Annotated in this window: 4 protein-coding genes; all 4 read left to right on the top strand. The window is 72.9% G+C overall.

The annotated features are described in order from the left end of the window. Positions 1-241 precede the first annotated feature (241 nt). The 4 genes from SGFS_RS02670 (at position 242) to SGFS_RS02655 (ending at position 21,314) form a co-directional block, all read left to right on the top strand. On the top strand, positions 242-5,602 hold the full coding sequence (locus SGFS_RS02670) for a type I polyketide synthase (RefSeq protein ID WP_286247293.1): 5,361 nt from the start codon (positions 242-244) through the stop codon (positions 5,600-5,602). A gap of 69 nt (positions 5,603-5,671) precedes the next feature. After that, on the top strand, positions 5,672-8,545 hold the full coding sequence (locus SGFS_RS02665) for an aminotransferase class III-fold pyridoxal phosphate-dependent enzyme (RefSeq protein WP_286247292.1): 2,874 nt from the start codon (positions 5,672-5,674) through the stop codon (positions 8,543-8,545). 190 nt (positions 8,546-8,735) lie between these two features. Next, positions 8,736-9,923, top strand: a complete 1,188-nt coding sequence (locus tag SGFS_RS02660; protein ID WP_286247291.1) for an acyl-CoA dehydrogenase family protein — start codon at positions 8,736-8,738, stop codon at positions 9,921-9,923. Between the two features lie 237 nt (positions 9,924-10,160). Beyond that, the gene (locus SGFS_RS02655) at positions 10,161-21,314 is read left to right on the top strand and encodes a type I polyketide synthase (protein ID WP_286247289.1); all 11,154 of its coding nucleotides are present in this window, start codon (positions 10,161-10,163) and stop codon (positions 21,312-21,314) included. Positions 21,315-21,371 lie beyond the last annotated feature (57 nt).

The raw sequence follows: 21,371 nt of genomic DNA, 5'->3' as shown, positions 1-21,371 counted from the left end.
GACTCCTTCTCCAGCGCCTTCTGCGACGGCGCGAGTCTGGTGGACGACGGAGCCCGGAGCCTTGGGCCCGGGGTGCAATACGTCCACCGGCGTTCGTGACTCGGGCGCAAGGAGGCGGCGCTCCCCGCGGGTTTACTGATCGCTCGGCTGAGGGCCTCACCGAGGAGACCCCGAGGCCCTGGAAGCCCCGGGGTTCCCACCCGAGGTTCCCGAATTCGCGACGCGCGACGGAGGCCGGTCAATGCAGGACGACGACAAGCTCCGCGGTTACCTCAAACGCGCCGTCGCGGAACTCCAGGAAACCCGGGAGCGGTTGCGCGAGTTCGAGGCTGACGCGCATGACCCGATCGCCATCGTCGGCATGGCCTGCCGTTATCCGGGAGACGTGCTCTCCCCGGACGACCTCTGGGACCTGGCGCTCGCGGGCAAGGACGCCACCTCCGCCATTCCCGACGAGCGTGACTGGGACCTCCACCGCCACCGCACCGCCCGCGGCGGATTTCTCACCGGCGCCCACGACTTCGACGCCGCGTTCTTCGGCATCTCACCGCGCGAGGCGTCCGCCATGGACCCCCAGCAGCGCATGCTCCTGGAGGTGTCCTGGGAGGCCCTCGAACAGGGCGGGATCGATCCACGCTCCCTGCACGGCAGCGAGACGGGTGTGTACGTGGGCCTCATCCCGCAGGGCCACGACCTGCCGGACACCCCCGAAGGCGCGGACGACAGCGAGAACTACCGACTCACCGGCAACGCCGGAAGCGTCGCCTCCGGCCGGATCGCCTACACCCTCGGCCTGGAAGGGCCCGCCGTCACCGTCGACACCGCGTGCTCGTCCTCGCTCGTGGCACTGCACCTCGCGGTACGGGCACTGCGCGCCGGCGACTGCGAGCTGGCGCTCGCCGGCGGCGTCAACGTGATGAACTCGCCCGCCGTCTTCACCGAGTTCGGCCGGATGGAAGTCCTGGCCCCGGACGCGCGCTGCAAGGCGTTCTCCGTCGAAGCCGACGGCATCGGACCGGCCGAGGGCGTCGGCTTGGTCGTACTGGAACGGCTCTCGCAGGCCCGCCGCCGAGGCCACCAGGTGCTGGCCTTCGTGCGCGGCTCGGCCGTGAACCAGGACGGCGCCTCCAACGGCCTCACCGCACCCAACGGCCTGGCTCAACAGCGGGTGATCCGGCGGGCGCTGGCCGACGCGGGACTCTCCCCGGCCGACGTCCACGCCGTCGAGGCGCACGGTACAGGGACACCACTGGGCGACCCGATCGAGGCGCGTGCCCTGCTCGCCACCTACGGCAAGGGTCGGGATCCGCGACAGCCTCTGCTGCTCGGTTCGTTGAAGTCGAACATCGGGCACGCCCAGGCAGCGGCCGGAGTCGCCGGTGTCATCAAGACGGTGATGGCCCTGCGGCACGGCACTCTGCCGCCGACCCTCCACGTCGGCCAACCCACCCCCGAGGTGGACTGGGAGACCGGCGGCGTCGCACTCCTCAGTGGAGCACGCACGTGGCCGGAGTCGGACCGGCCCCGCCGCGCAGCCGTGTCGTCCTTCGGGATCAGCGGCACCAACGCCCACGTCATCCTCGAACAGGCCCCCGATATCACTGAGCAGGACCGGGACATCCCCGTACAGACCCCGGACGTTGCACGGCCTCCGTCCGTCGCCGAGGCGGCTTGGCCCGTGGTGCCCTGGGTCGTCACCGCGAAGACGTCCGCAGCACTGCGCCGCCAGGCCGCCCGGTTGCTGTCCCACGCGGAGTCGGACATCGCGGCCGACCCGTACGACATCGCGTACTCCCTGGTCACCGGCCGCTCGCTGTTCGAGCACCGCGCGGTGGTGACGGCCGGGGACCGCGCAGGCCTACTCGCTGGGCTGCGCGGCCTCGCCGATGGCGAAGTGCATGGCCAGGACGGCCCCGGCATCCTGACGGGTGTCGCCGGAGGCGGCGGTACGACGTTCCTGTTCTCCTCCCGGGGGACCGGCATCGGCATGGGCCGGGAGCTCTACGACACGTTCCCCGCTTTCGCCGAGGCGCTCGACGAGGTGTGCGCGGAGTTCGACGCGCTGCTGCCGCAGCCGCTGCTCCAGGCGGTCCTGGACGGGGGTGACGACCACGAACTCCTGCGTGAGCCTGCCCTGTTCGCGGCCGAGGTCGCCCTGTACCGCCTGGTCGTCCGATCCTGGGGCGTCGTACCGAAGCACGTGACCGGCCACGGGACGGGCGAGGTGGTAGCCGCCCACGCGGCGGGCGTGCTGTCCCTGGCCGAGGCCTGCCGTGTGATCGCGGCCCGGGTGACCTCGACACCTTTCAAGGTGACGGCGGAGGCCCTGCGGCCCCCTGCCGTTCCCGTGCTGTCCCCGGCGACGGGCCTCCCCGTGCCGGTCGAGCGGCTGTGCTCGCCGGACCACTGGGCCGAGCACGCGCCCGAGTCGGGTCACCCCGCTCCGGATCCGGCCCGGCTGCTGGAGCAGGGGACGGCAAGGCTCTTGGAGATCGGCCCGGGGAGCGACGCATCCGCCGCGGTGGGTACGGACGGGCCGCCGTACGTCGTGGCGCTGCAACACGCTCGACGAGGATCCCGGGTCGGGGCCGCCGTGACGGCGCTGGCGGAACTGTTCGCCTCGGGCGCGGACGTCCGCTGGCCCGCACTGTTCGACGGTACGGGCGCTCGCCGAGTGTCGTTGCCGACGTACGCCTTCGAGCGCAGGCCCTACCGGCAGCGGCGTACCGTCACCGCCGATGTCGGCGCGGCCGGACTGAGCGACGCCCGGCATCCGCTGCTCGGCGCGGTGGTCGAGGTGGCGGACGGTGATCTGGCCGTCTGCACGGGGCGGCTGTCCCTGCGTACCCACCCCTGGCTGGCCGGTCATGCGGCGGCGGGCGTGCCCGTGCTGTCGGGGGCGGCCCTCGTGGAGCTGGCGATGCGGGCCGGCGACGAGGTCGGCTGCCCCGAACTGGACGAACTGGTCGTGACCGCACCGCTGGTGGTGCCCGAGCGGGACGGCGTGCGGATCCAAGTGGTCGTCGGCGGCCCGGAGGAGGACGGCCGACGCCCGGTGCGCGTCCATGCCCGCGCACGGTGGGGTGCCGACTGGGTCTGCCACGCCGCCGGCACACTGCGACCCGCGCAGGAGCCGCCGGAGTGTGGATGGGCGCGCGTCTGGCCCCCGACCGGAGCCGAACCGGTCGAGGTGACCGGTGTGTACGAGCAACTGGCCGCCGCCGGATACACGTACGGCCCGCTGCACCGAGGACTCGAGGCGGTGTGGCGACTGGGCGACGAGGTGTACGCCGAGGTCGCGCTACCGGACGGAACGCACGACGAGGCCGTCGGCTACGGCATCCACCCGGCCCTGCTCGACGCGGCGCTGCACCCCCTGCTCGCCGCGTCGGCGGCGGACGGCGTCGCCCGCTCGCCGCTCGCCTGGCACGGGGTGAGCCTGTACGCGTCCGGCGCCGGTTCACTGCGGGTCCGGCTGACCGCCACAGGCCCCGACACCTTCGCCCTCGAAGCGGCCGACGCGTCGGGCCGGGCGGTCGTCGCCGCACGTGCCGTACGACTCGTCGAATTGTCCGTCGAAGCCGTGCCCGCGTCCGGTGCGGGCGATGTGCTGTTCCGCCTGGAGTGGGCACCGCCTGTAGAGGCGGAGACCTCCGACGGGGAGCCCGTGGGCGAACTGGCGCTGCTCGGCGACACGTTCGGTGGGCTGGACGACGTGGCGGAGTTGCGGTTCGCGGACCTGGAGGAGGCGGCGGCCTCGTACACGCCGTGGGACTTCCTGATCGCGGAGGCGTGTGCTCCGGCCGGAGATCCCCACGACTGGGCGCTTGACGCGGTGGGTTCTGCCGCGGCGGAGGCACTGGACCGGGCCCGGGAATGGCTGTCGCGGGACGACCTGCCCGACAACCGGCTGGTGTTCGTGACGCGGGGCGCGGTGTCGACCGGCCGCGGCGACGAGGATGCTGCGGATCCGGCCGGTGCGGCGGTGTGGGGGCTGGTGCGGACGGCACAGCGTGAGCATCCCGGGCGGATCGTCCTTGTCGATCTGGACCCGGAGCCGGATTCGGCGTCGATCGCGGCCCTGCCGTCGGTGCTGGGTTCGGGGTTGTCGCAGGTGGCGGTGCGTGGTGGGGTCATGCTCGTGCCTCGGCTTGTTCGAGCGGCCGGCGTCGGATCGTCCGAGGCATGCCCGGAGAGGGCAGCCGTGCACCCGGTCGACCCACTCCTGGATCTCGCGGGAACGGTCCTGCTCACCGGCGCCACCGGCCCGCTGAGCGCCGCGCTCGCCCGGCATCTGCTCACCCGTCACGGCGCCCGCCGCCTGATCCTGGCCGTGCCCGAGAGCACTGCTGCACCCGAAGCGACCCGGCTCCGGGACGAACTCGTGGAACTGGGAGCCGAGGCCCGCCCGGTGCCGTCCGACCGAGACGCACTGGCCGCACTGCTAGCGAGCATCCCCGACGAACACCCGCTGTGCGGAGTGGTGCACGTCGTGGAGGCCGAAACAGGGGCCGGATCCGACGAACCGTTCACCGATCTCGCCCGGCCGGCCCTCTCCGACGCGCTCCGCTCTTCGGTCGCAGCCGCCTGGCACCTGCACGAACTGACCGACGGCGACCCGAACATACGTCTCTTCGCCCTGGCCAGCTCAGCGGCAGGCGTACTCGGCACGGCGGGCCGGGCCCCGGAGGCGGCGGCGAGCGCCTCATTGGAGGCGCTGGCCAACCGTCGCCGGGCACAGGCCCTGCCGACCGTGTCGCTGGCCTGCGGGCCCCTGGCCGGGGGAGAGGCGGGTGAGCACGACGAGACCCCGCCCGGGTCCTGGCCACGCCCGCTCCACCCCGACCGCCTCCCGGCCCTGTTCGACACCGCGCTGTCCACCGGGCACACCGCGCTCGTGGCCGTCGACCTTGACCTGCCCGCCCCGCTGCGCACCCCCGGCCAGGTCCTGAACCTGGTCCGGGACGTGGTGCCACGGGCCGCCGTCGTCCGCAGGACCGCCGCCCCCGCACTCGCTCCTGCGCTGCGGCCGGACCGCTGGACGGGGATGAGCCGGGCCGAGGCCAGGCTGCTCCTGCGCGACCTGGTGCGCCGCGAGGTGGCGCGGGTGCTGGGCCATGCCGGTCCGGACGGCATCGAGTGGGGCGCGTCGTTCAAGGACGCCGGGTTCGACTCGCTGGCGGCGGTACGGCTGCGCAACCGGCTGGTCGAGGAGACCGCACTGTCCCTGCCGACCACGCTGGTGTTCGAGTACCCCTCGCCCGACGTACTGCTCGACCATCTCCTGGACCGGCTGGCCGAGGGCGGCCGGCTGAAGGAGGACGCCGAGGCGACCCCCGCTGCACAGGGGCCCCCGGCCACCGAAGGCTCCGTACTCGCCGACCTGGAACGCCTGGACGAGGCCCTGACCGCCCTCGCGGGCCCGGCGGGCGACGTGCCCTCGACGATCACCGCACGTGTCACCGCTCTGCTGAGCCGCTGGCACCGGGCCGTCGGCCCGTCCGCCGGTGCCGCGACCGACCTCGTCGACCGGATCGGCGAAGCCACCGAAGAGGAAGTCCTCCGGCTCATCGACCAGGAGTTCGGCCGCTCCGCGAACTGACCGCCCCCAGCACCTCTGGACGACTCCGGTCCCCTCCGGCCCGCCGTCAACCCCCTCCGAGGAGTTCTCATGCCCCAAGCCGCCCACTACGCCGAGTCCCACCTGATGGACCTGCTCGCCTCCTTCGGCATGGACGTCCCCTACGTACGGGCCGAACGGAACACCCTCTTCTACCGGGACGGCGACGGCGCGGAGGTACCGGTCCTCGACCTGGTCGGCGGCTTCGGCTCGCTGATCCTCGGCCACAACCCCCCGGAGATCCGCGCCCGCGTCCAAGAACTCCTCGACACCCAGGCGCCGGTGCACATACAGCTGTCCCGGAACGACACCGCCGACCAGGTCGGGCAGCTGCTGAACAAGATCATCCAGCGGGAGTTCCCGGACACCGAGGACTATCGGATCGTCTACGGCAACAGCGGTGCCGAGGCCGTCGAGATCGCCCTCAAGCACGCCGAACTCGACCGGCTCATGCGGGTGTCGGAACTCTTCCAGGCGCTGGACTGGAACGCGTCGCAGGCGCTTGCAGCGGTCAAGGACGGCAGGGCCACACTCCCCGATGACCCTTCCGCACTGCCCGACGGGATCCAACTGCCCACCGACGCCGTGGAGTTCGAGCGGCTCCTCGGAGAGCTGACCGCGCACAACGCCGCCCTCGCGGCACAGAGCCCCGTCTATTTCGCCTTGGAAGGCGGCTTCCACGGCAAGCTCGTCGGCAGTGTGCAGGTGTCCCACAGCCCGGCCGTCCGCGTCCCGTTCGCCGCTCTCGGCTTCGAAGCCGTCTTTGTTCCCCCGAACCGGCTGGATGTGCTCCAGCACCTCGTGGACGAGAAGCGCGCCACCGCTCTCGACGTCACCGTCACCGACGGCCGCGTACGCGTCGTGACCCGCGACTTCCCCGTCTTCGGCGGGTTCCTCCTCGAACCGGTACAGGGCGAGGGCGGTATCCACGTCCTGCCCGAGGACCTCCTGAGCGGGCTCAAGCTGATCTGCGAGGGCGCCGGCTGCCCGGTCGTCGTCGACGAGATCCAGACCGGCATGGGTCGCACGGGTGCCTTCCTCGCCGCCTCCCACCACGGTTTCCCGCCCGACTACCTCCTGCTGGGCAAGTCGCTCGGCGGTGGTGTCGCCAAGGTCTCCGCCACCCTGATCCGGAGCTCCCGGTACCGGCCGGTGTTCGACCTGATGCACAGCTCCACCTTCGCCAAGGACGGCTTCTCCACCGAGATCGCGCTCAGCACGCTGCGACTCCTCGAAGCGGACGACGGGCGCGTCTACCGGCTGGCCCGTGAACGCGGCGCCCGCATCACCGACGCCCTGCGCGGTGTCGCCGCCGACTTCCCGGACGTCCTGCGGGAGATACGCGGCACCGGACTCCTCATCGGCGTCGAGTTCGCCCCGCGGAACGACTCCCCGTCCACCACCATCCGCGAGAAGTCCCGGGGCGGACTGCTCAGCTTCCTGTCGGCCGGCTACCTGCTGCGCGCCCACGGCGTCCGGGTCGTCCCCACCGGAAGCGACCTGAACGTGCTGCGCATCGAACCCTCCGTCCACATCAGCGACCAGGAGATCGCCCAACTGGAGGCGGGCGTCCGGGACCTCTGCCTCATCCTGCGCAACGGGGACGCCCGGCCCCTCATCGAGGCCGCGACCGCCACGGGCAGGGCCACGCAGCACACCGTCCGGGACTTCCGGAACGGTGCCGAAGAGTCTGCGGTCGGCGAGGGGGACACCAAAAGCGCCGGCGTCGGGACCGAGGGCACCGAATCCGCCGTACGCAAAGCCGCCTTCATCAGCTGCCTGCCGTCCGCCGCCGCCCTGCGCGAGCGCGACCCCTCGCTGGACGGCCTGAGCGACGAGCGGCTCGCCGACTACTGCCGGCGCCAGGAGTCGTTCGCCACCGATATGCCGCCCCTCCCGCCGGTCCGGATCACCTCGCCCACGGGCACGGCTGTCGACCTCACCCTCTACCCCCTTCTCGCGACCCGGGAGCGGACCGCCGAGCGGATCGGTGCGGGAGACCGCGACCGTGTCCTCGCCGACCTCGACGCCCGAGTCCGTACGGCCGTCGGCGACGGCTGCGGGACCGCAGGGCTCGACCCCTGCACGGCGTCCGCCACGGGTGAGGGGAGCGTCCTGCGGGTGCCCCGGACGGTCCTCACCGGCGGCGGGGCCCTCCTGGCCGCAACCGCCGTACGGACCCTGGAACGCGCGGCAGCGGCCCGGCTGGGCGAACTCGACCCGCTCACCCTGGCCGTGGTCACCGACGACACCCATCTGGGCCCCGTCTGCGCGGCACTCGGCGCCGACACCTTCTCCCAGGTCGTCCTCGTCACAGACGACGTCACCGGGGCGCGCACCCGGATCTACCAGGAGCTGTGGTCGCGTATCGCGGAAGGCGGCGAGCTTCGGGGCGTCCCGGCCCTGCTCGCCAAGGAACCCCTGATCGACGGTTGGCTCCGCGACGGCCGCCCCGGCGACGAACCCAGCGGCGACCTCATCGCCGCGTACGTCGACGAACGCCATGGCGACGACTTCTGGGTACACGTCACCGAGGACCCCACGGCACTCCGGCAAGCCCACGCGGTCCTGTCCGCGACCGCCGGACCGCTGCCTCCCGCGTGCCACGCGCAGTTGCGCGAGGGCGCGGTGGTCTGCGAGACCGGAATCCCCGCGGCCGGGTCCCGGCCCGCGCGCGTCGACGTGACCTGGCTACGCGGCGACCTCCTGGCCACGCCCAACGGCGAGAGCCTGCCCATGGGCATCCGGGGCGCGGTCGGTGAGGGGCTGGTGCCCGCGGGAGTGGCCGAGACCGCCGCTCTCGCCCTCACGGACGCGCGTCCGGGGCACCCGGGTTCCGTCCTCACCGCCCGGCACGCCCGGGCGATGGCGGACCTGGCGGATCGGCACGGCTTCACGCTGCCCGACGGCCCGGTCTCCTCGTAAGCCGAAGCCGGGATCTGTCCGACCATTCCCGTGCGTCTCGCGACGCCATACACGCACTCTCGCGGCGAGGCCGCCCTCCGGGCGACCACGGGAGTCGTCAGTCAGACCCCGGCGCACTCCCGACCCGACGGCCCGTCGTCCCCGTGACGCGCGACCGACTCAGCACGCCCCGGCACCCAGGAGGAGATCCGTGACCGCCGACACCGTCACCGAGAAACCGGTGACCGACCCCGAACTCATCGCCGCCGCACGAGAGTTGATCCCGCTGCTGCGGGCCAACGCCGAGCGTACGGAACGCGACGGCAACCCCGTGCCCGAGAACATCCGGGCCCTGCGTGAGGCCGGACTGTTCCGGCTGACCAAACCGGCCGAGTTCGGCGGTCTGGAGCTGGGCCTGCCGACGCTCGTGGAGATCATCTCGGAGGTCGGCCGGGGGTGCCCGTCGACCGGCTGGATTCTCGCCAACGACGCGGCCTCGGCCGACTTCGCCTGGCAGGTGAATGAGCAGGCGCGCGCGTACATGTTCAAGGACGACCCCGACACGCTCGTCCTGTCCACCAACAGCCTCTCCGGCTCGACCGCGCGCAAGACGGACGACGGCACCCTCATCTCCGGCCGCTTCCCGTGGAGTTCGGGGTGCGAGATCTCCGAGTGGGTGGTGTTCCTCGGCGTCCCCGTCTTCGACGAGGAGCAGAACCTCGTCGCCGCCGTGAACGCCGTCGCGCCGACGAGCGACGTCACCATCGAACGGACCTGGCAGGTCAGCGGCATGTCCGGCACGGGCACCCAGACCATCGTCGTCGAGGACCTCTTCATCCCCGAGTACCGGACCGTGACCAACGCCATCGCGGACCTGCTGCGCGACGAGGACCAGCGGCCCAGCGACGTCACCGCGGGCAGCCTGCTGTCGCTGTCGTCCGTCGTGGGCGCCGCCCGGGGCGCCCTGGACGTCGTCACCGAGGCGCTCACCCGGAAGAAACGGCCGATCAGCACGACCCCCTACGAATCCGTCACCGACTCCCCGGTGATGCGGATGCGTTACGCCGAGGCCAAGCACCTCGTCGACAGCGCCGTCCTGCACATGAGGCACGCCGCCGAACGACTGGACGGCCGCGCGCACGACGAGCCGACGCCCTGGGTGGAGCGCGCGGAGATCAGGATGCACATGGCGTCCGCGCTGCAACACGCTCGCCAAGGCGTGGAGAAGTTGCTCGACGTCAACGGCGCGAGCAGCTTCCGGCTGTCCGACCCCCTCCAGCGCTACTGGCGGGACCTGGCCATCGGCAGCCGCCACACCGCCCTCAACCAGCCGATCATCCTCGAGGACTACAGCCTCGCCCTGTGGGGCGTACGGCCCAGCGTCACCTGGATCACCTGACTCAGTCGGCCTGCGAACCCCGGCCGGCCCGCGAACCCGCCCGGCCAACGCCCCGGTAGGCACCGTGTGCCCACCGGGGCGCGGAAATCTGCGACCGGGACGCAAGCCGCGGCGCGCCCGCCCCTGTTGTGCTGGGGCCCAGGTCCGGCAGGCGCGAGCCGACCTCTTCGGAGCACGGGACCGGCGGCAGCCCCCGGTGCCCTCTCACCGCGTACATGCGACAGGACGAGGTGGACGATGACCAGCAGCCCCCGCCCCGAACCCGCGCCGGCGACCGTGCCGTTGGTGCTGTCGGCGGACAGCGCGGCGTCCCTCCGGACGTACGCGGGCCGGCTGCGGGACACCCTCGCCGCGCACCCGGAGTGGAGCCTCACCGAAGTGGCGGCCACCCTGGCGCACACACCCTCCGCCGTCCATCGCGCGGCCCTCCTCGCCGCCGACCACGCCACGCTCCTCGCCCGCCTCACCGACCTCGCCGAAGGCCGTGACGGCACCGGCGTGACCGTGGGCACCCCGGTCGGCGACGGACAGGGAGCAGCGGACGGCCCGGTGTTCGTCTTCCCCGGTCAAGGCCCCCAGTGGCCCGGCATGGCGAGCGCGCTCTACGGCGCCGCGCCCGCGTTCCGGGCCCGTATGGACGAGTGCGTCCAGGCCCTCGAACCGTACGTCGACGGCTGGCCGCTCGCCGACACCCTGCTCGGCACCCCCGACACCGCCCTGCTCGACCGCCCCGAGGTCGCCCAGCCGGCGCTGTGGGCGGTGATGCTCTCGCTGGCCGCCCTCTGGCAGTCGTACGGCACCGAACCCGCGGCCGTGCTGGGCCACAGCATGGGCGAGGTCGTCGCGGCCGTGGTCGCCGACGCGCTCACCCTGGATGACGGCGCCCGGGTGATCGCCCACTGGAGCCGTGCCCAGGCCGAACTGTCCGGCCAGGGCGAGATGCTGTCGGTGCTCGCGCCCGCCGAGGCCGTCCTGTCCCGGCTCAGCCACGACCGGTACGCCGGCCGGCTCGACGTCGCCGGGCTCAACGGCCCCGCCTCGGTCACCATCTCGGGCGACACCGACGCCGTCCACGCCCTGCACCGCGAACTCCTCGACGACGGCCTCCAGGCCCGACTGATCGCCGTGGGCCTCGCCGCGCACTCAGCCCACATCGACCGCATCACCCCCCGCATGCGCAACGACCTGGCCGCGCTGCGCCCCCGCCCGGCCCGGCTGCCGTTCTGCTCCGCCCTCGAAGGCCGACTGCTCGCCCCGGACGTACCGCTCGACGCCGACTACTGGTGCCGCAACCTGCGCAGCACCGTCCTGTTCGAGCAGGGCACCCGAGCGGTCCTGGCCACCGGCGCCCGGGTCCTGCTGGAGGTCAGCCCGCATCCGGTGCTCACCGCCGCCATGCAGTCCACCATCGAGGCCACCGGCGCGCCCGCCGTCACCCGGGGCTCCGTGCGGCGCGGCGACGCGGGCGCCGAGCGCGTGCTGCGCACCCTGGGGGAGCTGTACGTCGACGGCGTCACCCCGGACTGGACCGTGCTGTACGGCCGCCGTCCCGGATCACTCGTGGCGCTGCCCGGCCCCCGTCCGGAAGAGCCCGCTGTGGCCTCGGCCGACGCCCGACCCGCCCTCATCGACCGGCTGACCACCCTCACCGCCGCCGCGCAACACGCCCTACTGGAGGACCTGGTCCGCCGTCAGACGGCCTTCGCCCTCGACCTGCCCGCCACCGACGCCGTGGTCGCGGACCGGACCTTCCGCGACTGCGGCATCGACTCGGCGAGCGCGCTGACCCTGCGCAACCGGCTCTGCGCCGCCCTCGACACCACCCTCCCCGTCACCTTGGCCTTCGACCACCCCACCCCAGCCGCCCTCGCCGCCCACCTGCGCACCGCCCTACTGTCCCCGCCCACCGAGCCCGCCCCGGCCCCCGCGACAGGTGACCCGTCGGACGCCGAGGACCCCGTGGTCATCGTCGGCATCGGCTGCCGACTGCCCGGCGGCATCACCGGCCCCGACGCCCTGTGGCAGACACTCACGGCGGGAACCGACGCCGTTACCGCCTTCCCCACCGACCGGGGCTGGGACCTCACCGGCGAGCACCGGCCCGGCGCCGGAGGCCGCGTCCACCAGGGCGAGGCGGGCTTCCTGTACGACGCTCCGCTCTTCGACGCCGCCTTCTTCGGCGTGAACCCCCGCGAGGCCCTCGCCATGGACCCGCAGCAACGCCTCCTCCTGGAGACCTCCTGGGAGACCTTCGAGGACGCCGGCGTCGACCCGGGGCCCCTGCGCGGCAGCCGCACCGGCGTCTTCATCGGCGCCATGGCCATGGACTACGGTCCCCAACTCGACGACAGCTCCGAGACCGGCGGCTATGTCTTCACCGGCAACACCGGCAGCGTCCTCTCCGGCCGACTCGCCTACCTCTATGGCTTCGAGGGCCCCGCCGTCACCGTCGACACCGCATGCTCCTCCTCCCTCGTCGCTCTCCACCTCGCGGTACGCGCCCTGCGCTCCGGGGAGTGCGAACTCGCCGTCGCCGGTGGGGTGACGGTCATGTCGGGGCTCGGCATGTTCGAGGAGTTCTCCCGGCAGGGCGCGCTCTCCGCCGATGGCCGCTGCAAGGCGTTCTCCGCCCACGCCGACGGTTTCGGCCTCGCCGAGGGCGTCGGCCTGGTCCTGCTGGAGCGGCTCTCGGCCGCCCGCGTCGCCGGACACCAGGTCCTGGCAGTGATCCGTGGCTCGGCGATCAACCAGGACGGCGCCTCCAACGGCCTCACCGCCCCCAACGGCCCCGCCCAGCAGCGCGTCATCCGCGACGCCCTCACCGACGCCCGGCTTGCACCCGCCGACGTGGACGCCATCGAGGCCCACGGCACCGGAACCCGCCTCGGTGACCCCATCGAGGGCCAGGCCCTCGCCGCCGCCTACGCCGGACCCCGGCCGCAGGACCGTCCCCTCTGGCTGGGCTCGGTCAAGTCCAACCTCGGCCACACCCAGGCCGCCGCCGGAGTCACCGGCGTCGTCAAGACGGTGCTGGCCCTACGCCACGAACTCATCCCACGCACCCTGCACGCCGACGAACCCACCCCGTACATCGACTGGCAGAACGGGCCACTCCGGCCTGCCGTCGCCCCCGTGCCATGGCCGCGGGCCGCCGACCGGCCGCGGCGGGCGGGCGTCTCGTCGTTCGGCGTGAGCGGCACCAACGCGCACGTGATCCTGGAGGAGGCGCCGGTTCCGGAGAGAGCTCAGGCCCTGGAGGATGCTCCGGTCCCGGAAGCGGCTCCGGCGGACCTCTCCGACGAGCCGATCGATCACCGCCCCGGCCCCCTCCCGTACGTCCTCTCCGCCCGCACCCCGCAGGCCCTGCGCGCCCAAGCCGACCGCCTGCTGACCCACCTCGCCACGGACCCCGACCCGGCCGCCCTGGCGTACTCCCTCGCCACCACCCGCGCCGCGCTGCCCCACCGCGCGGCCGTGGTCGCCTCCGACTCGGCGTCTCTGCGGGACGGCCTGCGGGCCCTCGCCGACGGCGGACCGCACCCCGCGATCGTGCGCGGCCCGGCCACCGGGGTCACCGCGGATGCGGCACACCCGGTGTTCGTCTTTCCCGGTCAAGGCACCCAGTGGACCGGCATGGCACTCGAACTCCTCGCCTCCGAGCCGGTGTTCGCGCAAGCCCTCGACGATTGCGCGACCGCACTGGCCGAGTTCACCGACTGGTCGCTCAGGGAGGCCCTCGCCGACGCGGAACTGCTGGAACGGGTCGACGTCGTGCAGCCCGCGCTGTGGGCGGTGATGGTCTCTCTCGTCGCACTCTGGCGTTCCTACGGCATCGAACCCGCCGCGGTGGTGGGCCACTCCCAGGGCGAGATCGCAGCGGCCGTGGTGGCCGGGGCCCTGTCCCTGGAGGACGGTGCCCGTGTCGTCGCCCTGCGCTCCCGGGCCATCGCCCGCAGCCTCGCCGGCCGGGGCGGTATGGCCTCCGTGTCCCTGCCCGAGGCCGACCTGACCGACCGGCTCGCCCCCTGGGGCGGCCGGGTGCAGATCGCCGCCGTCAACGGGCCCGAATCCGTCGTCGTGTCCGGCGAGTCGCAAGCCCTGGACGAACTGCTGGCCGAGCTGACCGACGAGGGCGTACGGGCCCGCCGTATCCCCGTGGACTACGCCTCGCACTCCGCCCAGGTGGAGCGGCTGGAGGACGAGCTGCTGAACGCACTGGCACCGCTCACGCCGGGCCCGCCCACCGTCCCCTTCCACTCCACCGTCGACACGGGCGACGCGGGCGATGCGGGCGACACGGTCCAGAGCCACGAAGCCCCTCCGCTCGACGCCGCCTACTGGTACCGCAACCTCCGCGCACCCGTCCGCTTCGAGCAGACCGTGGCCGCGCTCCTGGACGCAGGCCACCGTGTCTTCGTAGAGGTGAGCCCGCACCCCGTGCTCACGGGCGGCATCGAGGCCACCGCCGAGGCCGCCGGACACGAAGGCGTCGTCGCCGTCGGCACGCTCCGCCGGGATCAGGGCGGCCGGGTCCGCGCCGTGACCGCGCTGGCCCACCTGCACGTCCACGGCGTCCGCCCCGACTGGGCCGCCCTCGTCGGCACCCGCCACCGCGTCCCGCTGCCGATGTACGCCTTCCAACGCGACCGCTTCTGGCCGGAACGGACCCGGCCCACGACACCGCGGGCCGACACCTCGGCGGACGGATTCTGGGACGCCGTGGAACAGGGCGACCTGTCGGCTCTCACCCGCACCCTGGAGCTGGCCGACCCCGCCCAGGAGGAGTCACTGGGGGCGCTGCTGACCGCCCTGTCGGCCTGGCGGCGGCGCGGCCGGGACAGCACCACCCTCGACTCCTGGCGCTACCGCCTCGACTGGACGCCCGTACCCGACCGACAGACCCCCGCACTCGACGGCACCTGGCTGCTGGTCGTCCCCGCAGAGGCCACCGCCGACCCCGCCCGTCTCGCCATCGAAGAGGCGCTGGCCGAGCACGGGGGCCGCGCCCTCCCGTTGGTGCTCACCGGACCCGTGGCCGACCGCGCCGACCTGGCCGCACGGATCGCCGAGGCCGCCTCGCCCGCCGCCGGACCGGGCGAGCCCGGCACGGCCGCCGGACTCACCGGCGTGATCTCCCTGCTGGCCCTCGCCACGGGACGCCATCCCGAGCACCCCGACGTCCCCACCGGCACGGCCGATACCGTCACCCTCCTCCAGGCCCTCGGCGACACCGCCACCGCCGCGCCCCTCTGGTGCGTCACCCGTGGCGCCGTCTCGTCCGGCTTGGCCGACCCGGTGACCAGCCCCGAGCAGGCCATGGTGTGGGGCCTGGCGCCGGTGGCCGCCGCCGAGCACGGTCGGGCCTGGGGCGGAGTGATCGACGTACCGGATACCTGGGACCGGCGGAGCAGGACCAGGCTCGCGGCCGCACTGGCCAAAGACACAGTGGCCAACGACAGGGCGGCCAAGGGCACGGAAACCCCCGAGGACGAACTCGCCCTGCGTCCCACCGGCCTGTATGCCCGCCGACTGACCCGAGCCCCGCTCGGCACCCGCGTACCGCCGCGCCACTGGCGGCCCGAGGGCACCGTTCTCGTCACCGGCGGCACCGGCGGCCTGGGGGCCCACACCGCCCGCTGGCTCGCCCGCAACCACGCCCCTCACCTCCTGCTCACCAACCGCCGCGGCCCCGAGGCCGAGGGCGCCGCCGAACTGGCCGCCGAACTCACCGCCCTCGGCAGCCGGGTGACCATCGCCGCCTGCGACATGGCTGACCGGGACGCCGTGGCGGACCTTGTGGCGAACGTCCCCGCCGAACTGCCCCTGACCGCCGTCTTCCACACGGCGGCCGTACTCGACGACGCGGTCCTGGACGAACTCACCCCCGCCCACATGGACACGGTCCTCCGGGTCAAGGCGGCCGGAGCCGAGCACCTCCACCACGCCACCCGGCACCTCGACCTGACTGCTCTCGTCCTGTTCTCCTCCATCGCCGGCACCCTCGGCATGGCCGGCATGGGCAACTACGCCCCCGGCAACGCCCGCCTCGACGCCTACGCCCACGTCCTGCGCGCCGAGGGCACCCCCGCCCTCTCCGTCGCCTGGGCCCATTGGGCGGGCGACGGCATGGCCGCGCACAGCACCGTCGAAGGGCTCCTGCGCCGCCGCGGCGGCCGCACCATCGACCCCGGCCTCGCCCTCGCCGCACTCCAGCAGTCACTCGACCACGACGAAACCTTCCTCTTCCTCGGCGATTTCGACTGGACCAACCCCGGCCAGACCATGACCGCCGGACGCCCCCGAGCCCTGCTGCGCGCCCTGCCCGAACTGCGCGCGACCACGACAGCGAGCCCGGACACCCCCGGGCACACCCAGTCGGACGACTCCCTCACCTCGCGGCTCGCCGCGCTCCCCGCCGCCGAGCAGGACCGCACTCTCCGCGACCTGGTCCGCGCCCGCGCCGCCGCCGTGCTCGGCCATCGCGCCGCCGACGCCGTCGACACCGGACGCGCCTTCAAGGACCTGGGCTTCGACTCGCTCACCGCCGTCGAACTCCGCAACGACCTCGGCATAGCGACCGGTCTCTCACTGCCGTCCACCCTCATCTACGACCACCCCACCCCGGCCGCCCTCGCCGCCCACCTGCGCACCCGACTCCTGGGCGACACCCCGCTCCCGGCCACTGCGGAACCCCGGCCCGCCACCGCCCCCGACGACGACCCGATCGCCATCGTCGGCATGGCCTGCCGACTCCCCGGCGGCGTGACCTCCCCCGAGGACCTGTGGCAGCTGCTGCTGGTGGGCGGGGACGCGATCTCCGGACTGCCCACGGACCGCGGCTGGGACGTGGCGGGACTGTACGACCCCGATCCGGAACGGGCCGGGACGACGTACTCGGCCCAAGGCGGCTTCATCGAGGACATAGCGGGATTCGATGCCGGCTTTTTCGGGATCTCGCCTCGCGAGGCGCTGGCGATGGATCCGCAGCAGCGTCTGCTCCTGGAGACGTCCTGGGAGGCGTTGGAGCGGGCCGGCATCGACCCCGACTCACTGCGGGAGAGCCGGACGGGCGTGTTCACCGGCATCAGCGACGGCGGCTACGGCCCCCGCGTCTGGGACCAGGACGCCGAGGTCGCCGGATACCGTGTCACCGGCAACGCGGCCAGCGTCGCCTCGGGACGTGTCGCGTACGCCCTTGGCCTGGAGGGCCCTGCGGTGAGCGTGGACACGGCGTGCTCGTCGTCGCTGGTCGCCCTGCACCTCGCCGTCCAGGCCCTGCGCGGCGGTGACTGCTCGCTGGCGTTGGCCGGCGGTGTGATGGCCATGTCCAGTCCCGCAGTCTTCACGGAGTTCAGCCGTCTGCGGGGGCTGGCGGCGGACGGCCGCTGCAAGGCGTTCGGCGCCGGGGCCGACGGATTCGGCCTGGCCGAGGGCGTCGGAGTCCTGGTGGTGGAGCGTTTGTCGGATGCGCGGCGTCGTGGGCATCGAGTGTTGGCGGTGGTACGGGGCACCGCGGTGAACCAGGACGGCGCGTCCAACGGCCTCACCGCCCCCAACGGTCCGGCGCAGCAGCGGGTGATCCGCCAGGCTCTGGCTTCCGCCGGCTTGCGGCCCGGTGACGTGGACGCCGTGGAGGCGCACGGGACGGGGACGAGGCTGGGCGACCCGATCGAGGCGGAGGCTCTGATCGCCGCGTACGGCCCGGACCGCGAACATCCTCTGCTGCTCGGCTCGTTGAAGTCGAACATCGGTCATGCGCAGGCGGCTGCGGGTGTGGCGGGTGTGATCAAGATGGTGCTGTCGCTGCGGCAGGGTGTGGTTCCCGCGACGCTTCATGTGGATGAGCCGACGTGGGAGGTGGACTGGTCGGCGGGGGCCGTGGAGTTGGTGCGGGAGCGGCGGTCGTGGCCGGAGGTCGAGCGGCCTCGGCGGGCGGGGGTGTCGTCGTTCGGGATCAGCGGGACGAATGCGCATGTGATCTTGGAGGAGGCGCCGCTGGTCGAGGAGCCGGTGGTTGTCGGTGACTCGGTACTGGGCGTTGTGCCGTGGGTGGTCTCGGCTCGGAGTGAGGCGGCGTTGCGGGGCCAGGCCCAGCGGCTGGTGGCGCATGAGGAAGCCGCTGTTGTGGATGTGGGCTACTCCCTGGCGACTTCGCGTTCGCTGCTGGATCACCGGGCTGTGGTTCTCGGAAGTGACCGGGAGTCATTGTTGGCGGGGGTCCGTGCTCTGGCCGAGGGTCGGGAGACGGCAGGTGTCGTACGAGGCCACAGCGGTGGTGTTCGCCGTGCTGTGTTCGTGTTCCCGGGGCAGGGGTCGCAGTGGGTGGGGATGGCTGCGGGTCTGCTGGAGGAATCCGAGACCTTCCGGGACCAGATCGTCGCGTGCGATGAGGTGCTGGCGCCGTTGACGGGCTGGTCGCTGGTCGATGTTCTGCGTGGGGTGGACGGCTCGCCGGGGCTTGAGCGGGTTGATGTGGTGCAGCCGGTGTTGTGGGCTGTGATGGTGGGTCTGGGCCGGTTGTGGCGGTCGTTGGGTGTCGAGCCGGCAGCTGTGGTGGGGCATTCTCAGGGTGAGATCGCGGCGGCTGTGGTGGCTGGGGTGTTGTCGCTGGAGGACGGTGCCCGGGTGGTGGCTGAGCGCAGCCGTCTGCTGAATGTGTTGTCGGGTCGGGGCGGGATGGTGTCGGTGCCGCTGCCGGTGGATGCGGTACGGCTGTTGCTGGTGCCGTGGTCCGGGGCTGTCGGTGTCGCTGCGGTGAACGGGCCTCGTTCGGTGACGGTGTCCGGTGATGTGGCGGCGCTGGAGGAGTTGCTGGCCCGGTGTGAGGCCGATGGCATCGACGCGCGCAGGGTCGCGGTGGACTATGCCTCGCACTCGGCTCATGTCGAGGACATACAGGCCGAGTTGCTGGACGCGTTGGCGCCGGTGGTGATGAGGAAGGCGGAGGTTCCCTTCTACTCGACGGTGACCGCTGGTCTGCTGGAGACCGGTGGTCTGGATGCCGGGTACTGGTACCGCAATCTGCGTCAGACGGTGGAACTGGAGGAGACGGTACGGGGGCTGGCAGAGGACGGCTTCGACGCGTTCATCGAGGTCAGCCCTCACCCGGTCCTTGTCCCCCCGGTCCAGGACACACTCGACGAGGCCCTCGAAGACACGGGCGTCGTCCTGGGCACCCTCCGCCGAGACGAAGGCGGCCTGGCCCGCTTCACCACCTCCCTCGCCCAGGCCCACGTACAGGGCATCGGCGTGGATTGGGCCGAGTTCTTCACGAACACGGGCGCACAGCAGGTGGACCTGCCGACCTACAGCTTCCAGCACAAGCGCTACTGGCTGGACGCCACCCCCACCACACACGGCGGCACCCCCCGCCGAGACCCGGCCCCCCTGGACTCCTGCACCTACCGCGTCGCATGGCACCGCGTCGACGAGCCGCCGAAGCCACAACTACACGGAACCTGGCTCCTGTTCACCCCACCTGGCTTCGGCGACCACGAGTGGACGTCGGCCGCCGGCCAGGCCCTCGCCCGGGCGGGCGCCGAGGTGATCCCTTGCGAGATCCGCGCCGAGGACACCAGCCGGGCGGCGGTCGCCGACACGGTGCGGTCGGCGCTGGAGGGCCGGGCCTCGGACGTCGTAGGCGTGCTGTCCCTCCTGGCCCTGGCCGATCGCGGCGGCGAACCGGACCAGCCCATCGGTACCGGCCTCACCGGGACGATTCTGCTGGCCCAGGCACTGGCGGACGTCGGCCTGGACGTGCCGCTGTGGTGTGTGACCCGGGGCTCGGCCGTGGTGACGGACGGGGACCGGCTTCCGGGGATCGGGCAATCGGCGGTGTGGGGTATGGGGCGTATCTACTCCCTGGAGCATCCGACCCGGTGGGGTGGGAGCATCGAGGTACCCGAAGGTCCCGCCGACGAGCGGCTGGCCGACCGGCTGTGCGCCGTGCTGGCCGCCGCCCCGGGCTCGGGCGAGGACCAGGTGGCGATCCGGCGCTCGGGGACCTTCGCCCGCCGCCTCGTACGGGCGGAAGCGCCGGCCGGACCCCCCACCGCACCCCAGAAGCTGCACGGAACGGCCCTGGTCACCGGCGGCACCGGGGCGCTGGGCGCGCAGGTCGCCCGCTGGCTGGCCGGGCAGGGCGTGGAGAACGTCCTGCTCCTCAGCCGCAGTGGCCCTCAGGCGCCGGGCGCGGCTGGACTCGTGGAGGAGATCAACGCGATGGGCGTGCGGGCGAGCGCCGTGGCCTGTGACGTCTCCGACCGGGCCGCCCTCGCGCAGGTCATCGACGCTGTCCCCGAGGATCTGCCGCTGACCGTCGTCGTGCACACCGCGGCCGTCCTGGACGACAGTCCGATCGACGCACTCCGACCCGAGCAGATCGACCGCGTCCTGCGGGTCAAGGTCGGCGGTGCGCTCAACCTGAGCGAGCTGACCGCCCACCTCGACCTCTCCGCCTTCGTGCTGTTCTCCTCCCTCGGCGGCACGGTCGGCCTGCCCGGCCAGGGCAACTACGCGCCCGGCAACGCCTTCCTGGACGCGCTCGCCCAACGGCGCAGGCTGGAGGGCAAGCCCGCCACCTCCATCGCGTGGGGCGCCTGGGCGGGCGGCGGCATGGCCGAAGGGCCGGTCGGCGGACTGCTCGTCCGGCACGGAATCCCCGCCATGGCACCGGAGTTGGCCCTCGACGGACTGCGGCGCGCGCTGGACCTGGACGAGTCGTTCATGGCGGTCGCGGACATCGACTGGCCGCGCTTCCACACCGCGTTCACGGCGGCCAGGCCCAGCCGCATGTTCGACGACATCCCCGAAGTGCGGCGGATCCTCGACGAGATGACCTCCGTGGCCGACGCCGGAGCGGTCGGCGAACGCCCCCTCACGGACCGCCTGAAGTCCCTGTCGGCAGCCGAACGCGCCCGCGCACTGCTGCAGTTGGTGTGCGACCACCTCGCCGTCGTCCTCGGCCACGAGGACGCCCGGGACATCCCCGCCGACCGCGCGCTGCGCGAACTCGGCATGGACTCGGTGACCGGCGTCGAACTGCGCAACCGGCTCAGCGCCGCCACCGGCGTCAAACTCCCCTCGGCGGTGGTGTTCGATCATCCCACCCCGGACGCGCTCGCCCGGCACCTCGGCAGCCGACTCGTCGGCACCACCGACACCCCGCTCACGGCCGTACAGGACGAGCTGGGCCGGCTGGAGGATCTGCTCGCCTCCGTGGCCCTGCCGGCCGCCGACCGGTCCCGGGTCACCACCCGTCTGCAGTCGATGCTCCTCCACTGGACCGGCGCCGCGGCCCCGGACCCGGAGAGTCAGGACCGAACGGCCTACGACGTCACCAGCGACGACGAACTGTTCGACCTCATCGACAACGACCTCGGCGTCTCCTGAGGAAACGCCCACGGCGTCTCCCGAAGAAACGACCGCGGCTGTCCCGAAGAAAACGGT

Origin of the sequence: Streptomyces graminofaciens (assembly GCF_030294945.1) — a bacterium.
In the GTDB taxonomy this organism is placed as follows: domain Bacteria; phylum Actinomycetota; class Actinomycetes; order Streptomycetales; family Streptomycetaceae; genus Streptomyces; species Streptomyces graminofaciens.
Note: the sequence above shows the minus strand (reverse complement) of the source record. Positions and strands in the feature narration are given on the sequence as shown.

Coding starts and splice junctions, on each gene's coding strand:
- SGFS_RS02670 (WP_286247293.1), top strand. CDS start 242: ATGCAGGACGACGACAAGCTCCGCGGTTACCTCAAACGCGCCGTCGCG.
- SGFS_RS02665 (WP_286247292.1), top strand. CDS start 5,672: ATGCCCCAAGCCGCCCACTACGCCGAGTCCCACCTGATGGACCTGCTC.
- SGFS_RS02655 (WP_286247289.1), top strand. CDS start 10,161: ATGACCAGCAGCCCCCGCCCCGAACCCGCGCCGGCGACCGTGCCGTTG.